A 25560-nucleotide genomic window follows, 5' to 3' on the forward strand; every position below is an offset into this window, starting at 1 on the left:
GCGAGAGTGCGCGCCGTTACGCTTTACCCACCCGCGAGTCCGCCCGTGAGGACCAACGGTAGACGAGTCATAGCTCAGCCGACCCAGGTCACGTCAAAGATCCGGATCTGCTCGCGATCGTCGTCGACATGGAAGGACAGCAGCCCGAGGCCACCGAAGGTGCATTGCCGAAAGTTCGGCTCATCTCGATCGAGGGTTTGGGTCTCCCACGGCGCACCGACCAGTTTGCTGACACGTTCGACCAAAGCGTCGAATGCCGATGAAGGCAGTCCTTGCAGCTGGGCCAATGCGGATGCGTGAAACTCCACGCGGTAGCTCACAGCCGATCGGACCAGCCCGGTATCGCCTGCTCGGCCGAAACGAACTCGTCAGGTCGACCCTCGCGGGTCGCTTGCAGTGCATCATCGAAGCCCGGACCGGAGTACGCGACAGCCCGCAGGCGCCAGAGGTGCAACACGTCCCGCAGTTGCTGGAAGCGCCACACCTCGTGGGCAGCATCTAGAGCGCCGTGGTACTCGCTGAGGAACTGCTCATGCCACTTCGCCGGCAATAGGCGGAGGATCTCGCTGGGGTCGTCCGGCGAGCTCTGCATCGGCTGAGCAGTCATGTCACCAGATTACTCTGAGCAGACCCTCCGCGTATCAAAGCTCTCCACACCCCATCGAACTGACCGGCGGTCCTGGCGAGGTGGTGGCGGTCCCCAGACCGAGAAACCGCAGGTGACAGGTGTGGTCAGGGGCGGTCTCGAACCGCCGACCTTCGCTTTTCAGTTCGACAGCGTTACGTGCGCTCGCCCTTGACGTAGTGCCAGTGAGCGGATCGCCGCTTGGCTCCGTCGTCGGTTGGCGCTGGGTGTTGCGGTCAGTCAGTGGGACTCTCCCACCTGCCTGCACGGTTCTGTAGCGTCAGCCAGGACAGAGTTCGTCAGGTCACCGGTGGGAGCGCCTTCTGTGGATCACGATGCCGTCGACTTGGACCTGATCGAGGCGCAGGCAGGGGACGTCTTGCAAGCTGACCTGATCTTCATTTTCGGAACTCTCCATTGGACGCCCGCGGAGCTGGCTGCCGACTTGTACCACGCGGGTCGTGCTCCGCTTGTCGTCACCACGGGAGGGCCGGATCGCCATCCGCGGGGTATCAGCGAGGCGGTCGTGCATCAACGACTCCTGCTCGGAGCAGGCGTCCCCGAGGAGGCGGTGATCGTGGAGGATCGCTCGACCACGACCTTGGAGAATGTGACGATGGCCGCGCCGTTGATTGCCGAAGCTGTCGGTTATGTCCGCTCGGTGATCGCGGTTGTCAAGTGGTTTCATCGCCGGGCGCTGGTTAATCTCGCCGCGCATGCTCCGCACATCGAGCGGATCTACGCGGCTGCTTACGAGCCTTTCAATACGGGGCGACGGCTCGTCTTGGGTCGGCAGAACTGGGCGGAGTCCTGTCCGCGTTCGGTTCATCGTGAGACGCGGTACATGCGAGGACTCGACGCTGACGGTTTTGATCTGCTGCAGCGCACTGATGCCGGTTGGGTGCGTACTGATCGCTGACCTCTCCGACACTTGGCGGAAGGTCAGGGGCCGGTTCCCGACCAGAGGACACCGAACAGACGTTGCGGTCATTGCAGAGGATCGGCGGTTCTCGGAACGAGAAACCGCAGATGAGAAGGGTGGTCAGGGGCGGTCTCGAACCGCCGACCTTCCGCTTTTCAGGCGGACGCTCTACCAGCTGAGCTACCTGACCGGGGAGAAAATTCGGCGGCGGTGTTGTGGACACCGCCGCCTTCTCCTGGCGACCCAGACGGGACTCGAACCCGCGACCTCCGCCGTGACAGGGCGGCACGCTAACCAACTGCGCCACTGGGCCTCGCGACTCGATGATCTTACAGCATCTTCGAGGTACTTCTTGCACCGGCCTTTCGGCCGTATCCCCAACGGGATTCGAACCCGCGTTACCGCCTTGAAAGGGCAGCGTCCTAGGCCACTAGACGATGGGGACTCGGACCCGCGGGAGCCGAAGCTCCAGGGACAGCCGTAAGCATAGAGGACATGTTGTCAGGCTCCAAAACGAGTTCCTGACGGGGCGCCGTACGCCGGGGAGGAGGTCGGCGTACGGCGCCCCGGGACGGGTGGGACTGACCGGCCGGGACAGCTGATCGCGCGATGTCAGGTGGTCGCGTCAGGGGCGATCAGCTGCGTGCACTGCGCGGAGAAGAGGCTGTGGAAACCCAGCGCTGGCAGGACGAAGCCTGTGGCCGGGCGGCGTCCGCAAGGCCGTAGGCCCAGAGGGCGGACCGCATTCGTTGGTTGGGGGTGCCGTGGTGGCCGGCGGCGGTGAAGCCGCAGTCGCCCAGCTGGTAGAACATCTGGCCGAAGGCCTGGACCCGCTTCCAGTTCATCGCCTCGCCGCGCGCGTGTGTGAGGAAGTACGCACTGAACGCGTCGGCCATCAACTCGGCCCACCGGGACGACTCCGGCGCGGGCAGGTCGGTACGCATCAGCCCGTCGGAGTACTGGACCTGGTGACCGAACTCGTGCGCCAGGATCGCCTGCGGCGCCAGTCGCTCAGTCCGACCTTCGCGAAGCCCTCCAGGACGCCGTCGCCGAACACGATCCGCCGGTGCGAGGCGCCGTACCCCGGGGTGGTCTCGCCGCCCGGAGAGGCGTACGCGTTGAACGTGAACAGCGGCAGGTCGCCGTACCCGAGCCCGGCGCTGTTCATCTCACGGGCGACCAGGTCCGCCGAGACCCGTGAGGCGGCCGGGTCGGCGTTGTACAGGACTGTGAACACCCGGTAGTTCCGCTCGGCGTCGAGCATGATCCGCCCGTGCGCCGGCACCACGTCTTGTTCACGGTGTGAGTGAACTCACCCTGTACGCCGTAGCTGAACGGGCCGCTCTGCGGGAAGTACACGGCGTCCAGCATCGCCATGTCGAACAGCAGCACGTGCAGCACGGCGAGACGCTGCTCGAAGGTCCACGACGCGACGTCGGGCATGATCGCCGCCACCACGGGTGGCGTCGCGCTGGAGCACTCGTACTGCGTCGGGTCGATGGCCGCGAGCAGGGCGTCCCGGACCGGGCTGTCGGGCAGCCCGAGTTGGGCCCAGACCAGATCAAGCTCTGGACGGCCTGTTCGAGGCACTGCGCCGTGGCGTTCGGTACGGCGATCCGCCAGACCGATCACCAGCAGGACCGAACTGCACGACGTGACGACCGGTCCGAGCCTGGAGGCGAAACGGCTGCTGACCTACCTGAGCGCCGGCCTCACCGACGAGTCGATCGCCCGCCGGATCGGCCGGCTGCAGGAGGCGCTGGGCGCGCAGAGCAGGTTCCAGCTCGGCGTTCAGGCGTCCCGTCAGGGCTGGCTCTGACTCACTACGCTGGCAGCGTGATCGAGATGAGCCGGGCGGACTTCGAGACGCTGGTCGCGCAGGCGCTGGACGAGGTGCCGGAGGAGCTGGCGGCGCTGATCGACAACGTGGCGGTCTTCGTCGAGGACGAGCCGCCGGCGGGCGATCCGGAGCTGCTCGGGATCTACGAGGGCATCCCCCTGACCGAGCGCGGGCACTACTACGGCGGTGTCCTGCCGGACCGGATCACGATCTACCGGAACCCGACGCTGGCGATCTGCGAGACCTTCGACGACGTCGTCGACGAGGTCAACATCACCGTCGTGCACGAGATCGCGCACCACTTCGGCATCGACGACGCCCGGCTGCACGAACTCGGGTACGGCTGACCGTAGGCCGATCGCGGTTCGGTGGGGTAGCCTCGGGCGGCCGGTTTCGGGGACCGGTCCGCCTACTCTTTTGAACGATCTAGTGAGGCCTTCGCCCGTGAGCGATCAGCAACCGCCTGCCTGGAACCCGAACAACCCGTACGGCGCCCCGCAGGACCGCACCGCCCCGCTGCCCCAGTACGGCCCGCCGCAGCAGTACGGCCAGCCACCGCAGTACGGCTCGTCCCAGCAGTACGGCCAGCCGCCCCAGCACGCCGTGCCACCACCGCAGCACGGCATGCAACCCCCGCAGTACGGCGGCCCACAGTACGACCCGTTCCGCAACCACCAGCCGCCCAAGCGCGGCAAGGGCCCGTGGCTCGCCGCAGCCGCGGCCGTCGTGGTGCTCGGGCTCGTCGGAGGCGCCGTCGTCCTCCTGACCGGCGGCGACGACACCGCGGCGGCCGACGCCCCGGTCCCGACCGCCACGTACACCGACGGCGTGTCCACCCCGACCGCCAGTCCGTCGACGGAACCCCCGTCCACCAGTCCGTCCACCACCGCACCGGCGACGCCGTCGGTCGCGCCAACGACTCCGGAACGGCGACGCACCCTGAAGGACGTCGACAAGGGCATCCTCGTGTACGACGACGTGTACGTCGCCCCCGCCGCCGGCTGGCGCAAGAGCCGCTCGACGACGTACTCCGTCACGCTCGGCGCGACGACCAGGGCGGGTGCCGCCATGGCCGTGGTCAACCCGGCCGGTATCGCCCCGCGGACCGCGGTCGCGGCGGTCGCGCGGGCGCTGATCAAGGCCGACCGGCTGAAGGCGGTGAAGCAGAGCCCGGTCCGGACCGTCAGCCCGGCGAACTCGAACATCGGTGCCGCGGCCGCGCTGAGCTACTCCGGCCGGTACACCGCGCCGGACGGCACGGTCTTCTCGATGGTCGCCAGGTGTACGACGATGACCGGCGTCGAATCGGTGCACAACGTGACGGTCACGCTGTGCGTCGCGGCCCGGAAGGACGCGCAGAAGGCGGTCTTCCGGGACGGCGACCGGATGCTCGCCTCGCTGGCCCGGTCGATCTAGGGCCTAGGAGCGGCCGAACAGGAGTTTCCAGGGCATCAGCGCGGATTCGAGCTGGACCTTCAGGCTCATCTTGGAGACGCCCTCGGTGCGCTCCTCGAAGCGGATCGGGGTCTCGGCGATCCTCAGGCCGCGCTTGACCGTGCGGTAGTTCATCTCGACCTGGAACGAGTACCCGTTGCTCTGGATCGACGCCACGTCGATCCAGCGCAGGGTGTCCGCCTTCCACGCCTTGAACCCGGCCGTCGCGTCCTTCACGTGCAGGCGCAGGATCGCGTTCACGTAGACGTTCGCGAACGCGGACAGTGCGCGCCGGTGCCAGCCCCACTCGGCCGCGGCCGAGCCGCCCGGCACGTACCGGGAGCCGATCACCACGCCGGCGTCGGTGGTGCGCAGCATCTCGACCATGGTCGGGATGACCGAGGCCGGGTGCGAGAGGTCCGCGTCCATCTGGATGACGATGTCGGCGCCCTCGTCGAGCGCGCGGGTGATCCCGGCGACGTACGCGCGGCCGAGGCCGTCCTTCACGGTCCGGTGCAGGACGCCGACCGTCTCCGGCGACGCCTTCGCCAGCTCGTCGGCGACGTCGCCCGTGCCGTCGGGGGAGTTGTCGTCGACGACGAGAAGCTCCAGGCCGGGCAGGTTCAGGTCGGACAGCAGCCCGGCCAGCACGGGCAGGTTCTCCCGCTCGTTGTAGGTCGGTACGACGACCACGATCTTGGCTAGCTCACCCATGACTTTCCTTCGTCGGAGACACCGGACGCTATCGCATCCCCGGCTTAGGGTCGTGCAGGTGATAGCTCTTGGTGTCGATATCGGTACGACGAACCTGAAGGTGTGCCGAGTTCCCGACGGCTCGGTGCGTTCGGTCCGCACGCCGGACGACGCGGAAGCCCTGCAGCACGCCGTACGGCGGTTGGTCGCGGAGCTGTCGGAGGGACAGCACGTCGATGCTATCGGCATCACGGCGATGGCGGAGACCGGCGTACCTCTCGACCGGGAGTTCCGGCCGCTGACGAAGCTGATCACGTGGCGTGACCAGCCCGGTGTGGAGCAGGCTCGGCAGCTCGATGCGGTGGAGCTGTACGGGCGGACCGGCCTCCGGCTCAGCGCGAAGCTCCCGGTGGTGACGTGGCGGTGGCTGCGGGAGACGCAGCCTGTTCTGCTGGCGCGGACCCACCTGTGGGCCGGTGTGCCCGATCTGGCACTGGCCGCGCTGACAGGGTCGTACGCGATGCACCTGACCCACGCGCAGCGTCTCGGCGTACTCGATCTGCAGAGCCGTCAGTGGGACCAGGGGCTGCTCGATTGGGGCTGCCTGGACCGGCTGCCCGCAGTCGTCGAGCCCATGACCGTCGCCGCGACCACTCCGGACGGGGTGCCGGTCGTTCTGTGCGGTCACGACCATCTGGTGGGCGCATGGGCGGCCGGGGTACGAGAGCCGGGTCAGGTCGCTGACTCCCTCGGTACGGCCGAGGCGATCATCACACCAAGCCCCGGTCTGGTGCTGAGCGACGTACTGCGGCAGCAAGGCATCAGCATGAGCTGGTACGTCGACGGGCAGCACGGCTGTGCCGTGTCCGGAAACGGCGCGGCGGGCGGCCTGGTGGAGCAGCGGCTCGCGGCGCTCGGGCAGTCGTACTCCTGGCTCAACGACGTCCTCAGTCCGGTCGGCGGTCCGAGCGAGACGTTCATCGCTCCTTATCCACAAGGCAGGCAGGCGCCGGCGCCGTCCGAGGAGTCGACGTACGACGTGACGCGGCCGGTGGACGATCCGGCCGAAGAGATGCGGGCGCTCGTGGACGCGCTGAGCTTCCACGCGCGGTGGATGGCGGAGGAGCAGACGCGGCAGCTCGGGATCCCCTGGCGGAGCACGGTGGCGTTCGGCGGTCCGGTGCGGCTGGGCGGGTGGATGACTCGCAAGGCGCTGACGTCCGGCGGACGGCCGTTCGACGTGCTGGACGGCACGGCGACTGCCGCGGAGGGAGCAGCCGCGATGGCGGCCGAGGTGGTGAGCGGTGTGCCGGCGGAGCCCTTGCAGGCAAGGCGGATCGAGGTTCGTCCACAGGACGGTGAGATCTGGGATGGCGCGTTCTGGCATCGATTCCATAAGCTGCTCTCATGAGCCTCGACGCACTGGCATACCCGGACGGCACCTTCGCGATGGTGGCGATGGACCAGCGCGAGAGCCTGCGCACGATGCTCGCCGAGCACGGCCGGCCCGACGACGCGCAGGCGATCCGGTCCTTCAAGGCCGCGGTCGCCGAACACCTCGGCCCACTGGCGTCCGGCTTCCTGATCGACCAGGGGTACGAGGCGCCTCGCGGTCCGGGCTGGATCCTCGCCGCCGACGCCCTGACGCAGGAGCGCGGCGGACCGGTCATTGACACCCACCTCGACGAAACGGTCGACCCGGGCAAGGCCCGTGCGGCCGGCGCCGTCGCTCTGAAGTTGCTGGTCATCTGGAAACGCGACAACCAACAGACGCGACGCCTGGAGATGGCTGCCGAATTCGTACGCCGCTGCGCCGCCGCCGGTCTGCTCTCGGTCCTGGAGCCCGTCGCGCAGCCCGCGGAGGACGAGCACGATTTCGACCTGAACGCCGCGATCCTCGAAGCAGCAGCAGCTCTCGGCCCCGTCCGCCCCGACCTCTACAAGGCTCAGGTCCCGAGCCGCGGCACCGGCAACCCGGAAACCATCCGAGCCACCTGCCACCAACTAACCGACACCCTGCAAGTCCCCTGGGTCGTCCTGTCGAACGGAGTAGCCCGCGACGACTTCCCGAGAGCCGTAGAACTCGCCTGCCGCGCCGGCGCCTCCGGCACCCTCGCCGGTCGAGCCCTGTGGACCCCAGCCCTGGAGACGGAGAACGCGGCCGAGACCCTCGCAAGCACCTGCCGCGCGCGACTGGCGCTGATTGCCGCTATCGTCCACGAACACGCCCGCCCGTGGCAGAAGGTGAGCCGCTGACCTCCGCCGCCGGGCAAACGCTCACGGAGGGGAGAGCACGATGCCCGCGACGAATCGGCTCATCGATTTCAGCACGCCGTACTTGAGAGGCAACGAGGGCGAAGAGCTGCGAGCCAGCTCGCTGCAACTGATCAGTCAGCTCTTGCGGCTGCAAGACGTCGCCCCGCGGCATCATCGCGAGCTGCTGTCGATCGCGCTGTGGAAGTGGACCGAGGCGCCGGGCGGGAAGCCGTACCCGAAGTACAACATCCGGTACGTGTCTCGCGGCGTGCTTGCCGCGAACGAGGCCAAGATCGAGTCTCGGTGGCAAGCGACGGATGGGCTGGCAGCGCTATCTGGACGCGGGCGTCGACGTCTGGGATCGCGAGCTCGGTCGATGGATGGACTTCGGCGGTACGTCGTCGGAACCAACAACCGCTCAGCCAGCGACCTCTGAGCCGGCGGACTCGGAGGCAGACGAAGTGTCGGTCGTCGATGGGGTCGAGCTCGAGCAGATCATTCGCGAGCGAGCAGGGGCCAAGGCGGACCTGCTCCTCGAGATCGCCCAGTCGGCGGAGCGCGAGCTGGCTGTCGCCGTGCCCGGGGGTACGCGCGATCCTGCCCAGCCGATCGGTGCCTACTTCCGGATCCACGACGCACAGATCGAGGAGCCCACACCTGCGGTCGCCTACGTGCACTGGAACGGCAAGGTCTCGTTCCGGCTGACGGACGACGACCTTCCGGGCGGCGATCTCGCGGGCGTGACCCAAGCAGCGGACCCGAGATACGGCGTCGGATGCCAGGTCCGCGACCGCGAGACTCTGGGGACGGCGCGACAACTCTTGTATCTCGCCCTCACCAAGCTGCGAGGCGACTTCTGATGCGCGGAGCCAGCGTTGAGGTCGGGAAGGTGACTATCGGTCTCGACACCGCTCGGCGTTGGGTGCGCGAGTACACGGACGTCGGGCGAAACGAAACGACAACAGCCCCGTACGCGTATCCCGCTTATGACCTGTACGAGCAGGACACGAACGACCCGCGACGACTCGCCGACGCCGACTTGCTCGCGCCGGTCCTGCTGAATGTCAACGTGTCGATTCGTACGTTCTACGGTCTCCGGCGGATCCGCGATGAGCTTCAGGCGGGGCTCGCAACGATCGATCCGAAGCGGCCGCTGGCGGAGCTCGACAACTCCGAGATCGCAGAGACGACACATGCCTTGTACGGAGTCCTGGACACAGATCGGCGACCGCACGGCGTCAGGACAACCGTGTTGTCGAAGGTACTGCATCGGAAAGCGCCGCACGCGCTCGTGCTCAACGACACGTGGGTCCGCGCGTGTTACGCCGGGGCGGACGGTCCTGTCCGTGGGGCCAAGGACTTGACCGCGGTCGAGTACATGACCCAGCTCACCAGTGCTGTCCGAAAGGACATCCTCAACCAGCAAGCCGGCCTCGCGCTGCTGGATGCGGAAACGGGGACGCCTGGGGTGCTGAGTCACGCGCGGTTGCTGGACATTCTGGCTTGGAGATCCCAGGGGAGGAGCGTCGACTGATCACCAGTCGAGCGTTGTCAGCTTCGGATTGGTCAGGACGTCTTCGCAGGCGAGGAGGAGCATGCCGATGCTCCAGGAGTGGGAGAGAGTGAGCAGGGCTCCGGGTGGGCCGAAGCAGGTGGTTTGGTAGAAGCGTTCGGTGACCATGCCGCGGCGGGCGTTGAAGTCGCCGTCGTGGCGGGCGACGAACTGGCGGGCGAATCTGAGATGGTCGGCGGCTGCGGTGGCGTAGGTCTGGTCGCCGGTGTGGGCTGACAGGGCGGCCAGCTCCGCGGTGCAGATCAGGCCGTAGTTGTGCAGGTGCTGGTTGGACGGGCTTGCCTGGTCCGCGCCGCGGGTCTGGAAGTTGTAGCGCGCCAGGATGGTTTCCGGGGCGAAGCGGACGTCGTAGCTGTAGCGGAAGGTGAGCATCCAGTCGGCCGCGTGTCGTGCCAGGTCGAGCCACTCGTCGGCCAGGTCGATGCGGTGCAGACCGACGTACGCGAGCACGGCGGCGTACCCGTCTTCGGAGGTCGGTGCGAGGTCCACGTCCTCCGGTGCGCCGCAAAGCGTCTCGTTGCGGACGAAGGACCCGTAGTAGCTGCCGGCACGGCGGGCCGCTTCGCGGAACCGTTCGTCGCCGAACAGTTCGTAGGCCTCGGCCATCGCGGCGACCCACGTCAGTCCGGCGGCGCCTCGCCGCGACAGCACCGCGCCGGACTCGAGGTGGTACAGGCTTCCGAAGTTGCCCTCGGCATCTTGTGCGGCGAGCGCGAACTCGAGGTTGCTGAGCGCCGCCGCCCGCCAGGCGGGATGTTCAATGGGCTCCGCGGCCAGCGCCCGGACGGTGAACAGCGTCGCCTCCGCGAGAGTCCGCGCGTGCAGTCCGCCGCGCACAGGCGTCCACGACTGCTTCCAGCCGCAGTCGGAGTACCAGGTGCCGTAGAAGGTGCCGGCCGGTGTGAGGTTGGCGGTGATGTGGTCGATGACTGCTGTGCCGGCGTCGACGTACACCTGGTTCCCCGAGCGCCGGCCGTGCCGCAGCAATGCGTGCGCGTACGGAATGCCGCTCACCCACGCGACGTGCATCGCGAGGCGGTCGCCGCGGTCGCCGAGATCGCCGGCCAGTTCACGATCGAACAGAGCGGTCTCGATGAGCACGGCAGGATCCTCGCGGTAGTGCCACCGCCAGAGCCCGTACGCCGTCAGCTCGGCGGCCTCGGCGACGTCGACCCACGGGGTGACCGGCGGATACGCCGAGCGGTCCCGCAGCGCGCGGAGCACCGGCGCGTAGCCGTGCCGGTCGGCCGGCAGGCTCCACAGACCGATGTCGATCCGGTGCGACTCGCCCGGCAGCCAGCGGTGCGAGTCGGCGAGCGGATCAACGCCCCGCGGCTCACCGACATAGCTGAACGGCTCCTCGCGATACGGCAGCGAGACCCAGATGGTCGCCGGGCGATCCGGCCCCGCACCCAGGCCGAGTCCGCTGAGCCCGAGCGGCGTCGTGGCGTCGACGGACAACGCGACCCCGCCGTCGTTGCCCCAGGCAAAGACAACCGGCGTCGCCGCACGATCGGCGCGGAACGCCCACCGGTCCGCGACCAGCTTCTCCGCGTCGAACTCACCCGGCGCGTACCGGGGGTACAGCCGCGTGCACGCAGCATCGCGGTTGGCTCCGTAGAACAGGCCCGGAATCAGCCAATGCGGTGCGCCGTCGCCTGGCACCGGCGCCTCGACACGAACCCGGGCATCGACCGGCGCATCGCCGGCATACCGAACGAGCAGCCGTACGACGGACTCAGCGGCGCCGGAGCCGGCCCCGGCGACGTCGACGTCGATGCTCCAGTCGGGTGAGTCGACGATCGCCGAGCCGTCGGCCGCTTCGAGAGAAACGGTCACGTGCACTTGATCAGCTTTTCTGCAGGGTGGAGTCCCAGCCCGTCGACGGCGATCACACAGCCGGCTCCTGCTACCTGGATGTCGACCCTGCGTTCCTCGTCCGGTAGGAGGACGAAACCGTTGTCTGAGAGCCGCAACCACTGGCCGGCCTGCTCGCGGACTCGCACGAACGGCGCGGCCGGACCGGAGACATGGCTCACGATCAGCTGCTGATCGTGCAGCTCCACGTCGATCTCGGTGCGATGGTCGAGGAGCTCGGCCAGGTCCCCGGCGCCGGTCAGGATGTAGCGCCGCTCGGCGCGGATCTCGCCGGCGGTCAATTGCAGGTCGACGATGAACGCGCCGGGTGGTGTCTTTGCGCGAAGCTCTCCGACGAGCTCCGCGGGCTCCAGGTCCATGAAGGTGGCGATGGCCAGTTCCTCGCCCGCGAAGGAGAGCAGCCGGGCCGTGAGGTTCGCGGGCGGGAGTGGATCCTCCGTCAGGAACCAAAGCGGCAGGCGGACCTCGTGGTGACCGGCCCAGGACTGACGTGTGCAGATCGCGCCGACCAGGATGGAACGGTACGCGGCGGACACGGCGTAGTACGCCGGCTTCGGCTCACCGGTGTACGTGATCGCCGAGGTGCACCACGCGTTGGGATAAGGCTCGTTGAACTGCCAGGGGAGGGTGCCGACGCAGCGCGGCCAGCGTCGGCGATGGGCCTCGACGGCGTACCCGAGGCCGTCCCGCTGCAGGAACTGGCTGGCCAGGCCGAGGGTACGCAGATCGTGGATGCGGTCACCGAACGACGCTCGGACCAGAGCCTCGTTGTTCCACCAGCGGCCGAGGTGGTCCCAGGTGGGCCGGCCGCGGGTCGGGAGTCGCCGATCCGGCTCCGGGATCACTCGGGCCAGCACACGCGGCATCGTCATGCCCTCGACGCCGAACTCGCTGAGCAGTTGTGCCGTGCCCGCGTCGTAGAGGCTGTAATGGTCTTGCAGACCTTGATGTTCCCAGGGGCCGTGGACGTCGTGCTGGCGGTCCGGTGCCTGGTTGATGAGGTCCAGACGGTTGAGGAACGCCGGTCCGCTCGGTGAGGTCGGCAACCACAGACGCGAGGGATCGAGCCGCCGCGTAACCTCGCCCAAGGCCGTCAGCACCGGCGCGTCCGCGAGCGGTTCGCCGTCGCCGGCCTGGAGTTCGTTGCCGCCGCCCCAGATCGCCAGCGAGGGATGGTGCCGCAGACGCGGGACGATCTGTTCAGCTTGCGCACGCATCATCGCGACGAACTCCTCGTCAGCGGCCGGCGTCGACGTGATGCCTGAGCTGGATTGTGAGAACTCCTGCCACACCAGCAGGCCACGGCGATCGCACGCGGCATAGAACTCCGGGGTCTCGATCAGTCCACCGCCCCACACCCGCAACAGGTTCACGCCGGCGTCGACCGCGAGATCCAGCAGACGCGCGAGCCGCTCCGGTCGCGGGACGCCGTAGCTCAGGTCGAGCGGCACCCAGTTCCAGCCTTTCGCGAAGATCCGGCGCCCGTTCACCTCGATGCCGTACGGCGTTGCGTCGTCGCCGGCGCCCGTGGCGCGGAAGAAGCTCAGGTCCCGGAACCCGATGTCGAACTCGCGGTGATCGCTGAGCTCGCCGTCGGCGTAGGCGGTCGCGGTGAGGCGGTAGAGGTACGGCGTCCCGCTGCCGTTGGGCCACCACCGCCGCGGGTCCCGCACGCCGAGGGTCCGGTCGCCGCGGGCCACTACGGCACCCTCGGCATCGGTCAGCGAGAGTTCGGCGGATTCGTCGCCTGTGACCCCGACCGTCACCTGGTCCGCAGTCACGGTCACGTCGGTGATGCGCGCCGCTCCGGTCATCTCGACGTACACGGATTGCCAGATGCCCTGATGGATCAGGCGTGGGCAGAAGTCCCAGCCGTACGTCATCCGGGACTTGTGCACCCGGACCCTGGCGGTATGCCCCACCTGTGACTCGCTGGCCGGCGCCGGCTCGACCACGATGACCAGTGTGTGGTCCGCCGATCTCCGCAGCGTCTCGGTGATGTCGAAGCGGGTCGCGACGAACATGCCGTCCACCCGGCCGAGCTCCTCGCCGTCGAGGTGGACGACCGCACTGTGGTCGACGCCGTCCAGGCACAGGAAAGCCTGCTGCCCTGCTGCCGGCGCTTCGCAGCGAAACTCGTGCCGGTACGCCCAGTGCCGGTCCGAGATCCACTCGATCGCTCGGGTGTTCAGGCCGGTGTACGGATCAGGGACGACGCCGGCTCGCCACAGGTCGTCGACGACGCTCCCGGGAACCCGCGCGGGCAGCCACGCATCGGGTTCCCGGAGCGGGCCCCAGACGCGGTGGTGCTGCCACTCGTCACCGAGAAAGCCCCGGACCAGCCAGGGCTCCCGATCGAGATTCCTGCGCATGTCAGTCGCTGGACACGGGCGGCGGCGCGGCGGGATCCCATTCGATCAGGTCGACCTCCGTCGGTGCCGCCTCCGTGTCCGCGGGGAGTCGCAGGGTCTTGATCTCGTGGGGTGTGAACGTAGCGGTGAAGGATCGGCCGAGGACGTCGATCGTGACCTCGGCCGGGTGGCCGGCGGTCTCGTAGGCGCGGAGGATTGTGGTGCCGTCGTTGTCCTCGGCGCGCTTCAGGACCGAGACGACGACGTGGTCGGAGCCGGACACGGTCAGGTACGACTGTGTCTGTGGCAGCGGACCGTCGTGGAAACACTCGATCAGCGCCGTCACGTGCTGGTTGAGCTCGGCCGCGCGACGCACGACACCGGCCTCCCGCCAGCCGGCGCCGTGCGGCAGCAGGCGATACGTGAACCGCTGGATGCCCTGGTCGAGGTACTCGTACACGCCGTCCTCGTCCAGCTCCCGCGGATCGTGCCACGCGTAGACGGGGGAGCGCACGGCGGTCATCGCCAGCACCGACCGGCCCTCCGTCGTACCGTCGACGGCGAACGAGTACTTCCCGTCGTTGAGCAGCGCGACGCCGCCGTTCGCACCGGAGACGTCGACCCAGGCGTGCGAAGGCACCTCTTCCCGGTTCTGCTCGCGCACCAGGTGCCCGTAGGGGATCTCGTGCGTCGCCACCGCACCCGGCAGCGCGAACGGGAAACACAACTTGAGCGCCTTCAGCCGCTCACGCCAGTCGACGGTGACCCGCACCTCGACGGCGTCCGACTCCGCGTCCAGCACGAACTCCTCGACCAGACGCGAGTCGCCGTACGCCGACTCGACCCGGATGAGCTGACGGACCGGCCCGTCCGCGAGCCGGCGAACGCGCCGCACCGCGAACGCGTCGACCGTCTTCCACAGCGACCGTACGCCGTGGCTCCACGTGTCGGTGTCGTCGTCGATCACCTGGGCGTGCGCGACGCCGGGTGCGAGCAGATTGGGGCCGTCCGCCACGGCGAGCGACTTCAACCATCCCGTCGCGGGATCGATCTCCGCGTGCACCCGGCCGTTGTCGAGGACCAGCCGCTCGCCGTCCGCCGCGCCGAGGTGGTACGACGAAGCGTCGCCCAGGCGCATCGTGAACAACCCGTAGCCGAGCGGCGGGACGGTCGCGCGGAACGCGATCCGTCGGCGGCCGTTCGCGGTCGCGGCCGAGCGGACCTCCTGGACGTCGAGCACGTGCCCGTCGAGTCCTTCGCGCAGCTCGATCGCTCCGCGCAGCGGAGCCGGATATCCGAGCTCGAGCTCCACAGTCGTGCTCACCGGCCAGCTGTGCGGGTTGAACACCGCGACCGGCACCATCGACGACTCCGCCGGGATGTCGATCTGCCGCGCGATCGACTGGATCGAACGGTTCGACACCCGGGCCGCGATCGCTTTCGACTCACCCAGCTGGTCGCGCGCGTCGTCGTAGGCCGGCTCGATCGCCGTCCCGGCCGCGATGTCGTGGAACTGGTTGAACAGCACCTGCTTCCACGCGTGCGCCAGCTCGGCCGTGGCGTCCGGCATACCGCTCACGGCGGCGGCGATCGTGGTCCACTTCTCCGCCGCGAGCAGGGCCTGCTCGGCCAGCCGGTTCTGCCGCTTCACGCCGGAGTGCGCGGCGTAGCAGCCGATCGCGTGCGGTTGCAGCTCGGACGGATGCACCGGAATGTCGTCGAACGCGCGGGCCTCGTCGAAGAACCGCCGCATCGTCGACGGGAACATCTCCGGATACAGGTCCCGCTCGGCGAGCTGTTTGATCGACTCGATGTTCGCGATGGTCGGGCCGCCGCCGTGGTTGCCGACGCCGTAGAACACCATCAGCGGCTCCGCGGTCACCGGCAACTGCTGCAGCGCCTTGGTGACATGGCCGGAGATCTCACCACCGGGCGAGCAGTACTCGTGCGGGATCCGGTACGCGAGCACCCGCGAACCGTCCGCTGCCTCCCACCAGAACTTCTGACCGGGCAGCTCCCGCTCGTGCGCCTGCGGGCGGAGGAACGCATACGAGTCCAGACGGGACTTACTCAGCAGTTGCGGCAGCGTCGCGTTGTGACCGAACGGGTCGACGTTGCACCCGACGGTCGCGATCACACCCAGGTTCTCGGCGAGCCAGCGCTGTGAGTAGAGCGCGTGCCGGACGAACGCCTCGCCGCCGGGAAGGTTGCAGTCCGGCTCGACCCACCAGCCGCCGACGATCTCGAACCGGCCTTCCACGACCCGCTTGCGGATCCGCTCGAAGAGACCGGGGTCGTGCTCGGCGATCCAGCTGAAGTATGCGACCGAGTCCGCGGTGAAGACGTAGTCCGGGTACTCGTCCATCCGGTCCAGCGCCGAGCGGAACGTGGCTCGCACCTCCTCGTAACCCTCCTGCCACTGCCAGAGCCACACCGCGTCGATGTGGGCGTTGCCGATCATGTGGAGTGGTCCGCGACTGGTCATGGGGCCTCCCGGCGTGGACTGAGGAGTGGAGGGAGCGAAGCGACCGGAACGACGAGGGAAGGCCGGGAGTCACAGCCCCATGACCCGCCGCGCCGGAGGCGCGGCATGTGCACAGTCATGGTTGCTCCTCGGAGTCGGAGGCCCAGCGGTCGACGAGCTCGCTGACCAGGTGCAGGGCGAGGACGTGCATCTCCTGGATGCGGGCGGTTTCCTGCGCCGGCACGACGACGGCCAGGTCGGCCGCGTCCGCGAGCGCCTGCCCGCGGACCGAGGTGAACGCGACCGTGCAGGCGCCGTTCGCCCGCGCGGCCGCGAGGCCTTTGACCACGGTGGGGGACGTGCCGGAGGTGCTGAATCCGACGACCACGTCCTGCGGCCGGGCCAGCGCCCTGACCTGCCGCGCGAACACGTCGTCGTACGCATAGTCGTTCGCGATGCAGCTGACGACCGCGGCGTCGCCGATCAGTGCGACCGCGGGCAGCGGGCGCCGTTCTCGCAGGTAGCGGCCGATCAGCTCGCCGGCGAGGTGCTGGGCGTCCGCGGCCGAACCGCCGTTGCCGAACGTGTAGAGCACGCCGCCGGCTGCCAGGCGTCGGATCAGCTCGTCGGCGACGGCTTGCACCTGGGGGAGCTCGGCGCGCATTGCCGCGGCCACTTCCGAATGGCGATCGAGCTGCCCGTCGAGCAGTCCTTGGAGCCTCGTCGTCACGCGTCCTCCAACCGCTCGTACGCAATCGCTGCGGCGCCGAGCACTCCGACCGCATCACCGTGCCGGCTGAGCACGACGTCACTGGCGCGCGCGGCCGGTGGCATCGCCTGCCGGAGCGCGGCCTCCCGCACCGGGTCGAGCAGTTGCGCACCGGCCCTCGTCACGCCGCCGCCGAGCACGACGAGCTCCGGCTCACAGACGTTGATGAGCACGGCGACCATCCGTCCGAGCATCGCGGTGGTCTCGTCCCACACCGCCCGCGCGACCGGATCGCCCGCACGAGCATGCTCCGCGACGTCCTTCGCGGTGACGGTCAGCCGGGACAGCGTCGACTCCGCTGCGGCCGCCGCCTCGGTTGCCCGGCGGGCGATCGACGTACCGGAGACGTACGCCTCCGCGCAGCCTCGGGCGCCGCAACCGCACTGGCGGCCCTGCCAGTCGATCACCACGTGCCCCAGCTCACCACCCTGCCGGGCGGCGCCGTGAAACAGTTTGCCGGAAGCAACGATGCCGCCGCCGAAGCCGGTCGACACCGTCAGGTAGACGAGGTTCTCGACACCCCAGCCACCCCAGCGGTACTCGCCGAGGGCTGCCGCCGTGGCGTCGTTCTCGACATACGCCGGGACGCCGAACCGCTCCGCCACCAACTGACCGAGGGGCACCGAGTCCCAGCCCGGCAGGCCCGGCGGCCCCAGAATCACCCCGGTCACCGGATCGAGCGGCCCCCCGCACCCAATACCCACCACGCCGACCTCGTCGATCGACGAGCGTGCCTCGGCAAGTGCTTGCTCGCCGAGGTCCAGCAGGCGTTTGACGACCGCGGTGGGACCTTCGCCCACCACGGTCTCGATCTGGCAGAAGGACCGCACGATGCCGTCGCGGGCGACGACGCCGGCGGCGAGCTTGGTGCCGCCGACGTCGAGGGCGAGGACGGGCTGCTGCTGGGTCACACTCAGCCTTTCTGCGCGGTCGTTGCCACGCCGTCGAGGATGTAGCGCTGACCGAAGGCGAACAGGATGATCATCGGCACCACGGCGATCACGCTGGCGGCCACCGCGATCTCCCACTCGTAGTGACCCGAGAGGGCGAAGGCGTCGATGATCTGCTTCAGGCCGCGCGGCATCGTGAAGTACTCCGTGGTCTGCAGGTAGATCAGGGGTTTCATCAGGTCGGACCAGCTCGCCTTGAACTCGAAGACGAACACGATCACCAGCGCCGGCTTGCACAGCGGGAACGCGACCCGCCGGAACATACCGACGTAGCTGCAGCCGTCGACCCGCGCCGCCTCGAAGAGCTCGCGCGGGATGCCGAGGAAGAATTGCCGCAGCAGGAAGACGTAGAAGGCGGAGCCGAACAGGTTCTGCGCCCAGAGCGGGATCTGGGTGTCGATCATGCCCAGCCTGTTCCAGATCAGGTACACCGGGATCATCGTCACCGCGCCCGGCAGCATCATCGTCGACAGCAGGATGCCGAACAGGATGTTCCGCCCGCGGAACCGGAAGTACGCGAACCCGAACGCAACCACGGCGCTCGACAGCGTCACGGCGGCAGCCGCCATGAACCCGACGGTGAGCGAGTTCGTCAGCCAGCGCAGCACGGGCGCGGTGTCCCACACCCGCACGTAGTTCGACGGCTGGAAGACCTCCGGGATCAACCGGTTGTCGAACACCTGTGACCGCGGCTTCAGCGATGCGGACACCAGCCACACCAGCGGATACACGAACGCGACCGTCGCCAGGGTCAGGAACACGAAGAACGGCAGACGCCGCCAGGAGAGGGTCATCAGCGCTCCCCGTGGTAGTACACGTAGCGGTTGCCGATCCGGACCTGCACGAACGTGATCGCCATGATGATCACGAACAACAGCCAGGCCATCGCCGAGGCAAAGCCCATCTTGAAGAACTGGAACGCGTTCTGGAACAGGTAGACCATGTAGACCAGCGACTCGTCGGACGCGGTCGCCTTCTGCTGCGGCCCGTAGAACATCGTGTAGGCCTGGTCGAACATCTGCATCGCCGCGATCGTGTGGGTGATCACGGTGAAGAACAACGCTCCGGAGATCATCGGCACGGTGATCCGGAAGAATCGCGTCACCGGTCCGGCGCCGTCCAGTTCGGCCGCTTCGTACAGCTGTTTGGGTACGCCGTTCAGCGCGGCCAGGTAGATGATCACGGTGCCGCCGACGGTCCACAGGCTGACGATCGCAAGCGACGGTTTCAGCCAGTTCGGATCCGCGGTCCAGTTCGGTCCGTTGATGCCGAACCAGCCGAGCACCTTGTTGATCAGGCCCTGCTGCCCGTTGAGCAGCAGCAGGAACATCGCCGCCGCGGCGACCGCCGGGGTCATCTCCGGCAGGTAGAACGCGGTCCGGAAGAAGCCGCCGGCCCTGCCGACCCGCTGCAGCATCATCGCCAGCGCGAGCGCGAAGATCGTCCCGAGCGGAACGAACATCGCGGCGTACACGAAGGTGTTGCTGAGCGACTTGAGCACCCGCGGGTCGTCGAACAGCTCGCGGTAGTTGTCCAGGCCGACCGCGTGCGGCGCCTGGATCATCTGGTAGTCGGTGAACGAGAGCACCAGACTGGCGATCATCGGGCCCGCGGTGAAGATCAGGAACCCGATCACCCACGGCGAGATGAACAGCCAGCCGGCCCGGTCCTCCCGTTTCGCCAGCGGACTTCGCTTCGGCCGCCGGCGCCGCGCGGGCTTTGCCTGCTCGCGCGTCGCCGGACGCTCGACGGTCGTCGTCATGTCAGCCCTGGGCGGCCTTGTCGAAGGCGGCCTTCGCCTCGGACTGCGCCTGGTCGAGAGCGGCCTGCGGGGTGACCGAGCCGCCCAGCGCCTTGGCCACCGCACTCTTCCAGGCCGCGTCGATCTCGGCGCCGGCCGGCGACGGGTTCAGCGACTTCGCCTTGTCGAGCACGTCGTAGTAGTTCTTGATCGCCGCGTCGAACCCGGCGTCGCCGCTGGGCTTCAGGTACTGCGCCTTGATCTCGTCGTCGGCCTTCTTGTTACCGGTGAACAGGCCGGTGAAGAAGCTCTTGTCCTTGGCAACGGTCTGCATCCGCGCCTCGGCCGCCTTGTGCCAGGTCTCCGCCGAGGTCAGCGTCTTCGCCCACTGGCAGGCGGCGTTCGCGTTCTTCGCGCCCTTCGGGACCACCCAGGCCGAGCCGCCGATGGTGCTGATCGGTTGCCCTTGGCGGTCGGTGAACGGCGTCGACTGCAGCTTCAGCCCGTTCGCCCGGGAGTCCAGCAGAACGTTCACGTACCAGTTCTCGATCGGGAACGCGGCCAGCTGGTCCTTGGTGAACTGGTTCTTCGCACCGAACAGGTCGAAGGTGTCGCGGAAGGTCTTGAAGTTGGACCAGCCGCCCTGGTCGTTGATCAGCTTGATCGTGAACTGCAGCGCCTCCACGGCCTTCGGGTCGTTCAGGTTCGGCTCGCCGCCCGGCTTCACCAGTTCCGCGCCGTTCGCCATCGCCCAGAGCGGGAAGAAGTCCGGCATCTTCGGGTCGTACCCGATCCGGGCGGGGCGCCCGTTCTTCGCCTTGTAGAGCTTCTTCGTGGTCGCCTCGAGCTTGTCCCAGTCGGTGGTCTGGATATCACCGACCTGCACCCCGGCGGACTTCAGAGCGGTTTCGCTGATCAGGTTCGTCGACACCGTGTAGAACTCCGGGATGCCGTAGGTCTTGTCCTTCAGCTTCACCTCGCTCAGCGCTGCCTCGCGGTACTGTGTGGTATCGATGCCAGCATTCTTGATGCAATCGTCGAGCGGCTGGATCGCGCCCTTCGCCGCGTAGGTTCCCACCAGGTTGCGGGCCATGTAGACGACGTCCGGCGGGTTGCCGCTGGACACCGCGGTGAGGAACTGCTGGGCGTCGAAGTCGCCCTTGTTGTTCTGCACCGTGACGCCGGGGAAGGCGGTCTTGAACGCGGTGATCCGGGACTGGGCCACCTCGTCCTCGCCGCTGAAACCCATGATTTTCAGGCTTCCGGACGGGGTCGAGGCTGCCGAGCCCTGGTCGTCGCTGCCGCCGCCGGCGTCCTTCTTGCCGACGCCGGCGCAGGCAGTGAGGGCCAGCGCGCCGGCCGCGAGCACCACGGGGAGGCGCAGGTGCTTCATGAGGTTGCTCCTAACGTCGACAGGGGACGTGCGGCCGAATGTGGTATCGATGCCACATTTCCGGATTGCAGGAACCGTACGGGTGCGGCCGACCGGCCGTCAAGACGTCAGCGCCGAGCTTGTGGACAACTCGGCGCGGGGCTCAGCGCGGAGCGGGCCCGGTGGATCCGCGGACGACCAGACGGGCCGGCACCTTGACCAGCCGGCGCTTCGGCGTGAGCTCGCCGCGGATCCGCGCGAGCAGCAGGCGCGCGCAGCTGCGACCCATCTCCACCGTGCTCTGGTCGACGGTGGTCAGTGCGGGCTGGACCAGCGACATCCACGGCACGTCGTCGTACGCAGCCAGGCTGATCTGCCTCGGGATCTTCAGCCGCCGGTCCTTCAGCTCGGCGAGCGCGCCCTGCGCGAGCACGTTGTTCGCGGAGATCAGCGCGGTGACCTCGTGGTCGTTGAGCAGCTTGCGGGTCGTCAGCCGGGCCGCGTCCGCGTCGAAGCTCGTGTAGGCGATCAGGTCCTCGTCGACGGCGAGGTCGTTGTCCGCGTGCGCGGCCCGGAAGCCGGCGAGCCGACCGGCGCCGGTCGACCACTTCGTCTCGTCGATGAGCAGCCCGATCCGTGCGTGGCCGAGCGCGATCAGATGCTCGGTCAGCTCCCGCGCGCCGCTCTCGTTGTCGCTCAGCACGACGTCGCTCTTCGACCGGCCGAGCTCGCGGTCGGCGCAGACCACGTGCACGCCGTTGTCCTGCAGCATCTGCGGACACTTGGCGGTTACCGGCGTCACGATCACACCCGGCACCCGCATCGCCAGCAGCGTCTCGGCTGCCTGCAGCTCCTCGGCCGGGTCGCCGTTGTCGTTGACGAGCACCATCTGGTACCCGCCGGCGCGCAGCTCCTGCTCGATCCCGGCCGCGAGGTCGGCGTAGAACGGGTTGCGGAGATCCGAGATGAGCACACCGATCGACGTCGACGTCCGGCTCCGCAAGTTGCGGGCGTTGTGGTCGGTCACGTATCCGATCCGCTCGGCCGCCGCCTGCACCCGGGCCCGTACGGCGGGCGACGCGTAGCCCCGCGTGTGCAGCGCACGGGACACCGTCGACGGCGAGACACCGGCCTCCCGCGCGACGTCCTGCACAGTGGGACGGCGTACGGGCGCCTGCGTCGGTGGTGGCACCGCCCGCGCCGCCTGCCCCCGGGGACTCATGGCCCGCAGTCTAGATGCTCAAGCGCGCCCTGTACCGGTTCCACGTGTCCTTGACGGCGTCGTAGTCCTCGGCGCGGAAGTCGTACCGGTCCATGTCGGTGCCGTCCACGTAGTACAGCGCAGGCACCCCTAAGGAGTCCTGAATCCGCAGGTAGCTGCGCCACTCCGCATGGCTGGGCATCATCCAGCCGTCCGTGTCCACACCGAGCTCCGGCACCACCGAGCGCACCACTCCGGCCCGGTAGGTCATGTGACGAGCTACATAGCCCGGCTCGGCCGTGTGGTCGTGCAGTACGTCGTTCAGCCGGATCATGTCGGTGACGTCGAGAAACGCCGGGTCAGGAGTGTGGGTGACGACAAGTGCGTCCGGCTTGACCTGCTTGGCGGTGTCGTAGACCAGGCGCAGCTGTTCGTGCAGCAGTGCGGCGCCCCACCGCGTGCCGCTGTGCCGCAGCGACGAGCCGGAGGGCGTGCGCGCTGTGAAGTCGATCTTGAAGCCGTCGGCGTCGAGACCGTCGGCCGAGAGCATGTATGTCACCGCATCCCGGATCAGCTCGACACAAGCCGGTGAGTCGGCGTCCAGCCCGACCGGTTCACCTGAGGCGTCGGTGATGCACGCATCGAGCGGAGCGCCTTCGTAGTCCCAGGCCTTCCACCAGAGCAGCACACGTTGGCCGGCCGCATGCCGCTTGGCGATCCACCCCGGCAGGTCGCTCCAGCGATCCGGGTCGGGCCGGCAGGTCGCATACGACGCCTGCCACTTGTCGTCGATGACCACTGTCTCCGGCACGATGCCCTGGCTCGCGAGGGTCTCCAGGAACAGGTCGTAGTTCGACTGGGTGGCCAGCGGCTGTGGCGGCTGATCAGTGCGTACGCCGAGAGCGCACTGCGCACCCCAGCCGCAGAAGATCGTCCCGGTCCACCAATCCGGCCGCTCGGCCGCCCGCGTCGGCACGACACCCGCCGAATCGAGCAGCTTCCGATGGCGGACCAGCACCGCCTCCGGCGAGTCGCTGCCGAGGTGAATCACAAGCAGCGGTGTCGTGAAGGTTCCCTCGACCGCTGTCTGTCCCTCGTAGTCCAGTTGGAGATTGAAACCACCGGTCACTGGCCGATAGTGGTAGCTGGTGAAGTTCTGCTCGTTGACCGGCGCAACGACGCTGAACCCTGTCCACGCCGACGACGCCGACGACGACGACGCCGACGACGCCGCCGCGGCGAAGCACCATGGCGCCGGAGTGAACAGCCACCTCTCGATCCCCGGCTCGCCGCCCTCGCCGCAGACGCTGATCGTCGCCGGCTCGACAGCGTCCCGGATCACCCGCGACGGGTGGTCCGGGTTGGGTGAGTACACCTTCTCCAGCCGGGATCCACTCGGCAGGAATCCACGCGGCGTACGTCGGCCTCCGAGCAGATGTACGTCCGTCAGCCGACCGCTGCCGGTCACCGTCGTCTGCACCTCGATGCGGTCCGGGAGGAAGCGAGTCGTCGTCACCCGGCTCTCCCAGACCGAGCTGCGCGCCGTCACCCGCACCACGTCGGCCTCCGACGTGTCGACCTCGAAGGACGAGCTCTCGTCGAAGCCGCCCACAGTGTCGAGCGAGGCGAACAGCCGCAGGTCGAACAGGACCTGCCCGTCCTGGCTGACGGTCGCATACCCCTTCGGGGCGTTCACGCTGTAGTCCACAAGGTTCCCTTCACGAAAGGCGTACGTCGACCAGGGCCTCGGCCAGCTGACCCAGATACATCCCGTCCCGCGTGACAGCGGCCGCGATCCGCTCCCGCCGTACCGCTTCGGTCACGTGCGGGACGACGGCGAACTCGCTCGTGCCGACCCGGCGGCACTCCCAGCCGGCAGGTACGACGAGGTCCGCCGGCACACTGACCCGAACGGTGAACGGCTGTCCGTTGACCGCCTGCACCCGGTACGGCGAGATGCGAACCGCGCCCGCGAACACCGGGTCGTCCGGTGGCAACAGCGCCCGGTGCACCCGGGCCACCTCGTCACCGAGCCGCACCAGCTCATCCAGGTACGACGGGGTCACTGGCCGCGGATCCCAGTGACCGGAAATCATCAGCTCCGGCTGCAGCCGCTTGTAGAGCGCGGCCGACGCCGCGTAGTCCTCGGCCGCGAACGCGTTCGCGTACTGGAAGTTCGGGATCTCCGGGTCGCCGTCCGGTGACCAGCTACCGGTCTGCTGGTCGCCCGTGGCCAGCACTCGCCGGCCGTCCACCTCGAACCCGATCGCCGACGCGTAGAGCGTGTGGCCGGGCAGGGCGTACATGGTGAGCTCGTGCTCGCGCCACCGGATCCCAGCACCGTGGTCGACGTGCTGCGCACACGGAATCGGCTCGTACCAAAGGCAGGGCAGGTCGTAGTGCGTCGGGTTCTCCAAGACGTGCGCCACCGGCCCGGACGCCCAGACCTCGGTCCCGTGCACGTCCCGCATCAGGTTGAACGCGGCAACGTGGTCGTCGTGGTAGTGCGTCGGGATCGCGACCTCGACGCGGTCGATGCCGTAGTCGCGTCGCAGCGCGCGCAGGCTGGGCAGCCACGGCCGGACGACGTGCCGCGGCCCGCCGGTGGGGATGCTGGTGGTCAAGTCGTAGCCGTAGTCGATCAGCAGCGCCGTGCCCGAGTCGCTCAGCAGCACATAGCTGCGCGACTCGCTGGTGCGGTTCATCAACAGGTGCGGGCTCAGCTCGACGTACGGGTCTTCGAGCTTGTCGAGCAGGCCGCTCGGCGTCCCGAGGCGCACGGTGATCAGGTCTTGCAAGGCCGCGCAGGTCTTGTGCACAGCCGCGGCGGGGTCGTCCATGCGGGACCCGTGACTGGGCAGCAGCGCACGTGGTGAGTGGTCGAGCAACTGCATCAGGGAGGCCATGGTCATCGCGGCTCCCTCCATCCCGACGTACGACCACTGCAGCGCCGCGGCCGACCACACCTTGCCCGGACTGTGGATCAGGTCACCGGTGAAGGCATAGCCGTCGATCAGGTAACTGACGCTTCCCGGTGTGTGGCCCGGGGTCGGCAGTGTCCGGACGGACAGATGGCCGATCTGCGCGGTGCTGTAGTCCTTCATCACCCCGGCCACCGGCACCGACGAGAGTGCCGAGAACCGGTCCGTGTGCAGATCGTAGTTGTTGACCAGGTTTCGTCGCTGCCAGTGATGATCGGCGTCCGCGATCAGGTCGGCCTCGTTCTCCGGCACCCAGATCCGCGCTCCGGCAGCCGCCAGCCTCGGGAGCCCTTCGACCTGGTCGCGGTGGTGGTGCGTGACCAGCACGTCGGACACCGCGTCCACGCCGTACGACGACAGCCGGTCGAGCCAGCGCCCGCTGCCGGCATCGACCGCCACGGCCGTCCTCGTCGACGGGTCGACGAGCAGGTACACCAGGCAGGTGTCTTCGATGGCGTGCAGGATCACATCCAGCACCCTAAGGGCAGACCTGGAATCGATTCCACTCCG

Annotated in this window: 25 protein-coding genes and 3 tRNA genes; 9 read left to right on the plus strand and 19 right to left on the minus strand. The window is 68.4% G+C overall.

The window, feature by feature from the left end; all coding sequences use genetic code 11:
- Positions 1-74: 74 nt before the first annotated feature.
- On the minus strand, positions 75-320 hold the full coding sequence (locus ABZX12_RS35195) for a hypothetical protein (protein ID WP_355699765.1): 246 nt from the start codon (positions 318-320) through the stop codon (positions 75-77).
- Positions 317-607 (minus strand): DUF6247 family protein, encoded by a 291-nt coding sequence (locus ABZX12_RS35200; protein WP_355699766.1) that lies wholly within the window; start codon positions 605-607, stop codon positions 317-319. Before ABZX12_RS35200 ends, ABZX12_RS35195 begins: the two co-directional genes overlap by 4 nt.
- A gap of 343 nt (positions 608-950) precedes the next feature.
- Here ABZX12_RS35200 and ABZX12_RS35205 point away from each other — a divergent pair, with 343 nt between their 5' ends.
- Positions 951-1544 (plus strand): YdcF family protein, encoded by a 594-nt coding sequence (locus tag ABZX12_RS35205; protein ID WP_355699767.1) that lies wholly within the window; start codon positions 951-953, stop codon positions 1542-1544.
- 120 nt (positions 1545-1664) lie between these two features.
- Here ABZX12_RS35205 and ABZX12_RS35210 read toward each other — a convergent pair.
- The 5 genes from ABZX12_RS35210 to ABZX12_RS35230 all read right to left on the minus strand — a co-directional run bounded on the left by ABZX12_RS35210 (position 1665) and on the right by ABZX12_RS35230 (position 2832).
- A tRNA-Phe gene (locus ABZX12_RS35210) sits at positions 1665-1737 on the minus strand.
- 46 nt (positions 1738-1783) lie between these two features.
- Positions 1784-1860: transfer RNA gene (locus ABZX12_RS35215), tRNA-Asp, on the minus strand.
- A gap of 59 nt (positions 1861-1919) precedes the next feature.
- Positions 1920-1992: transfer RNA gene (locus tag ABZX12_RS35220), tRNA-Glu, on the minus strand.
- 190 nt (positions 1993-2182) lie between these two features.
- Positions 2183-2491, minus strand: a complete 309-nt coding sequence (locus ABZX12_RS35225) for a hypothetical protein (protein ID WP_355699768.1) — start codon at positions 2489-2491, stop codon at positions 2183-2185.
- Positions 2491-2832: a hypothetical protein gene (locus ABZX12_RS35230; RefSeq protein ID WP_355699769.1), complete on the minus strand. Its 342-nt coding sequence runs from the start codon at positions 2830-2832 to the stop codon at positions 2491-2493. Before ABZX12_RS35230 ends, ABZX12_RS35225 begins: the two co-directional genes overlap by 1 nt.
- Before the next feature lie 90 nt (positions 2833-2922).
- Here ABZX12_RS35230 and ABZX12_RS35235 point away from each other — a divergent pair, with 90 nt between their 5' ends.
- The 3 genes from ABZX12_RS35235 to ABZX12_RS35245 all read left to right on the plus strand — a co-directional run bounded on the left by ABZX12_RS35235 (position 2923) and on the right by ABZX12_RS35245 (position 4803).
- Positions 2923-3366: a hypothetical protein gene (locus ABZX12_RS35235; protein WP_355699770.1), complete on the plus strand. Its 444-nt coding sequence runs from the start codon at positions 2923-2925 to the stop codon at positions 3364-3366.
- A 17-nt stretch (positions 3367-3383) separates the two neighbouring features.
- Positions 3384-3734 (plus strand): metallopeptidase family protein, encoded by a 351-nt coding sequence (locus ABZX12_RS35240; RefSeq protein ID WP_355699771.1) that lies wholly within the window; start codon positions 3384-3386, stop codon positions 3732-3734.
- 97 nt (positions 3735-3831) lie between these two features.
- The gene (locus tag ABZX12_RS35245; protein ID WP_355699772.1) at positions 3832-4803 is read left to right on the plus strand and encodes a hypothetical protein; all 972 of its coding nucleotides are present in this window, start codon (positions 3832-3834) and stop codon (positions 4801-4803) included.
- Between the two features lie 3 nt (positions 4804-4806).
- On the opposite strand, the gene ABZX12_RS35250 is transcribed toward ABZX12_RS35245, so the two are convergent.
- A complete protein-coding gene (locus ABZX12_RS35250) occupies positions 4807-5535 on the minus strand; it encodes a polyprenol monophosphomannose synthase (RefSeq protein WP_355699773.1) in 729 nt (242 codons plus the stop codon).
- Positions 5536-5593: 58 nt separating this feature from the next.
- On the opposite strand from ABZX12_RS35250, the gene ABZX12_RS35255 reads away from it, so the two are divergent.
- The 5 genes from ABZX12_RS35255 to ABZX12_RS35275 are packed head-to-tail and all read left to right on the plus strand — an operon-like array spanning position 5594 to position 9304.
- Complete coding sequence (locus tag ABZX12_RS35255; protein ID WP_355699774.1) at positions 5594-6925, plus strand: FGGY family carbohydrate kinase; 1332 nt, start codon at positions 5594-5596, stop codon at positions 6923-6925.
- Positions 6922-7770, plus strand: a complete 849-nt coding sequence (locus tag ABZX12_RS35260; RefSeq protein WP_355699775.1) for an aldolase — start codon at positions 6922-6924, stop codon at positions 7768-7770. Before ABZX12_RS35255 ends, ABZX12_RS35260 begins: the two co-directional genes overlap by 4 nt.
- 40 nt (positions 7771-7810) lie before the next feature.
- Positions 7811-8206, plus strand: coding sequence for a hypothetical protein (locus tag ABZX12_RS35265; protein ID WP_355699776.1), 396 nt, complete (start codon positions 7811-7813; stop codon positions 8204-8206).
- A gap of 25 nt (positions 8207-8231) precedes the next feature.
- The gene (locus ABZX12_RS35270; protein ID WP_355699777.1) at positions 8232-8630 is read left to right on the plus strand and encodes a hypothetical protein; all 399 of its coding nucleotides are present in this window, start codon (positions 8232-8234) and stop codon (positions 8628-8630) included.
- Positions 8630-9304: a DUF6308 family protein gene (locus ABZX12_RS35275; protein WP_355699778.1), complete on the plus strand. Its 675-nt coding sequence runs from the start codon at positions 8630-8632 to the stop codon at positions 9302-9304. Before ABZX12_RS35270 ends, ABZX12_RS35275 begins: the two co-directional genes overlap by 1 nt.
- On the opposite strand, the gene ABZX12_RS35280 is transcribed toward ABZX12_RS35275, so the two are convergent.
- From ABZX12_RS35280 to ABZX12_RS35330, 11 genes are all read right to left on the minus strand, one after another.
- Positions 9305-11182, minus strand: coding sequence for a hypothetical protein (locus ABZX12_RS35280; RefSeq protein ID WP_355699779.1), 1878 nt, complete (start codon positions 11180-11182; stop codon positions 9305-9307). It abuts the gene before it with no gap.
- A complete protein-coding gene (locus tag ABZX12_RS35285) occupies positions 11179-13593 on the minus strand; it encodes a glycoside hydrolase family 2 TIM barrel-domain containing protein (protein ID WP_355699780.1) in 2415 nt (804 codons plus the stop codon). The genes ABZX12_RS35280 and ABZX12_RS35285 overlap by 4 nt, the downstream gene beginning before the upstream one ends.
- 1 nt (position 13594) lies before the next feature.
- A complete protein-coding gene (locus ABZX12_RS35290; RefSeq protein ID WP_355699781.1) occupies positions 13595-16057 on the minus strand; it encodes a glycoside hydrolase family 38 C-terminal domain-containing protein in 2463 nt (820 codons plus the stop codon).
- Positions 16058-16172: 115 nt separating this feature from the next.
- Positions 16173-16766, minus strand: a complete 594-nt coding sequence (locus ABZX12_RS35295) for an SIS domain-containing protein (RefSeq protein ID WP_355699782.1) — start codon at positions 16764-16766, stop codon at positions 16173-16175.
- Positions 16763-17716 carry an ROK family protein gene (locus ABZX12_RS35300; protein ID WP_355699783.1) on the minus strand — a complete coding sequence of 318 codons (954 nt, stop codon included), beginning with the start codon at positions 17714-17716 and terminating at the stop codon, positions 16763-16765. The genes ABZX12_RS35295 and ABZX12_RS35300 overlap by 4 nt, the downstream gene beginning before the upstream one ends.
- A 2-nt stretch (positions 17717-17718) precedes the next feature.
- Positions 17719-18549, minus strand: coding sequence for a carbohydrate ABC transporter permease (locus tag ABZX12_RS35305; RefSeq protein WP_355699784.1), 831 nt, complete (start codon positions 18547-18549; stop codon positions 17719-17721).
- Positions 18549-19517 (minus strand): sugar ABC transporter permease, encoded by a 969-nt coding sequence (locus tag ABZX12_RS35310; protein WP_355699785.1) that lies wholly within the window; start codon positions 19515-19517, stop codon positions 18549-18551. The genes ABZX12_RS35305 and ABZX12_RS35310 overlap by 1 nt, the downstream gene beginning before the upstream one ends.
- 1 nt (position 19518) lies before the next feature.
- Positions 19519-20889 carry an extracellular solute-binding protein gene (locus ABZX12_RS35315; protein WP_355699786.1) on the minus strand — a complete coding sequence of 457 codons (1371 nt, stop codon included), beginning with the start codon at positions 20887-20889 and terminating at the stop codon, positions 19519-19521.
- Positions 20890-21031: 142 nt separating this feature from the next.
- Positions 21032-22090: a LacI family DNA-binding transcriptional regulator gene (locus ABZX12_RS35320; protein ID WP_355699787.1), complete on the minus strand. Its 1059-nt coding sequence runs from the start codon at positions 22088-22090 to the stop codon at positions 21032-21034.
- Between the two features lie 10 nt (positions 22091-22100).
- The gene (locus tag ABZX12_RS35325; protein WP_355699788.1) at positions 22101-23765 is read right to left on the minus strand and encodes a hypothetical protein; all 1665 of its coding nucleotides are present in this window, start codon (positions 23763-23765) and stop codon (positions 22101-22103) included.
- 22 nt (positions 23766-23787) lie between these two features.
- Entirely contained in the window at positions 23788-25518 is a 1731-nt protein-coding gene (locus ABZX12_RS35330) for an MBL fold metallo-hydrolase (protein ID WP_355699789.1), read from the minus strand.
- Positions 25519-25560 lie beyond the last annotated feature (42 nt).

The organism is Kribbella sp. NPDC003505 (genome assembly GCF_040610875.1).
Lineage (GTDB): Bacteria > Actinomycetota > Actinomycetes > Propionibacteriales > Kribbellaceae > Kribbella.

Coding starts and splice junctions, on each gene's coding strand:
- ABZX12_RS35265 (WP_355699776.1), top strand. CDS start 7,811: ATGCCCGCGACGAATCGGCTCATCGATTTCAGCACGCCGTACTTGAGA.
- ABZX12_RS35225 (WP_355699768.1), bottom strand. CDS start 2,491: ATGCGTACCGACCTGCCCGCGCCGGAGTCGTCCCGGTGGGCCGAGTTG.
- ABZX12_RS35235 (WP_355699770.1), top strand. CDS start 2,923: ATGTCGAACAGCAGCACGTGCAGCACGGCGAGACGCTGCTCGAAGGTC.
- ABZX12_RS35285 (WP_355699780.1), bottom strand. CDS start 13,593: ATGCGCAGGAATCTCGATCGGGAGCCCTGGCTGGTCCGGGGCTTTCTC.
- ABZX12_RS35260 (WP_355699775.1), top strand. CDS start 6,922: ATGAGCCTCGACGCACTGGCATACCCGGACGGCACCTTCGCGATGGTG.
- ABZX12_RS35315 (WP_355699786.1), bottom strand. CDS start 20,889: ATGAAGCACCTGCGCCTCCCCGTGGTGCTCGCGGCCGGCGCGCTGGCC.
- ABZX12_RS35305 (WP_355699784.1), bottom strand. CDS start 18,549: ATGACCCTCTCCTGGCGGCGTCTGCCGTTCTTCGTGTTCCTGACCCTG.
- ABZX12_RS35290 (WP_355699781.1), bottom strand. CDS start 16,057: ATGACCAGTCGCGGACCACTCCACATGATCGGCAACGCCCACATCGAC.
- ABZX12_RS35310 (WP_355699785.1), bottom strand. CDS start 19,517: ATGACGACGACCGTCGAGCGTCCGGCGACGCGCGAGCAGGCAAAGCCC.
- ABZX12_RS35320 (WP_355699787.1), bottom strand. CDS start 22,090: ATGAGTCCCCGGGGGCAGGCGGCGCGGGCGGTGCCACCACCGACGCAG.
- ABZX12_RS35250 (WP_355699773.1), bottom strand. CDS start 5,535: ATGGGTGAGCTAGCCAAGATCGTGGTCGTCGTACCGACCTACAACGAG.
- ABZX12_RS35275 (WP_355699778.1), top strand. CDS start 8,630: ATGCGCGGAGCCAGCGTTGAGGTCGGGAAGGTGACTATCGGTCTCGAC.
- ABZX12_RS35200 (WP_355699766.1), bottom strand. CDS start 607: ATGACTGCTCAGCCGATGCAGAGCTCGCCGGACGACCCCAGCGAGATC.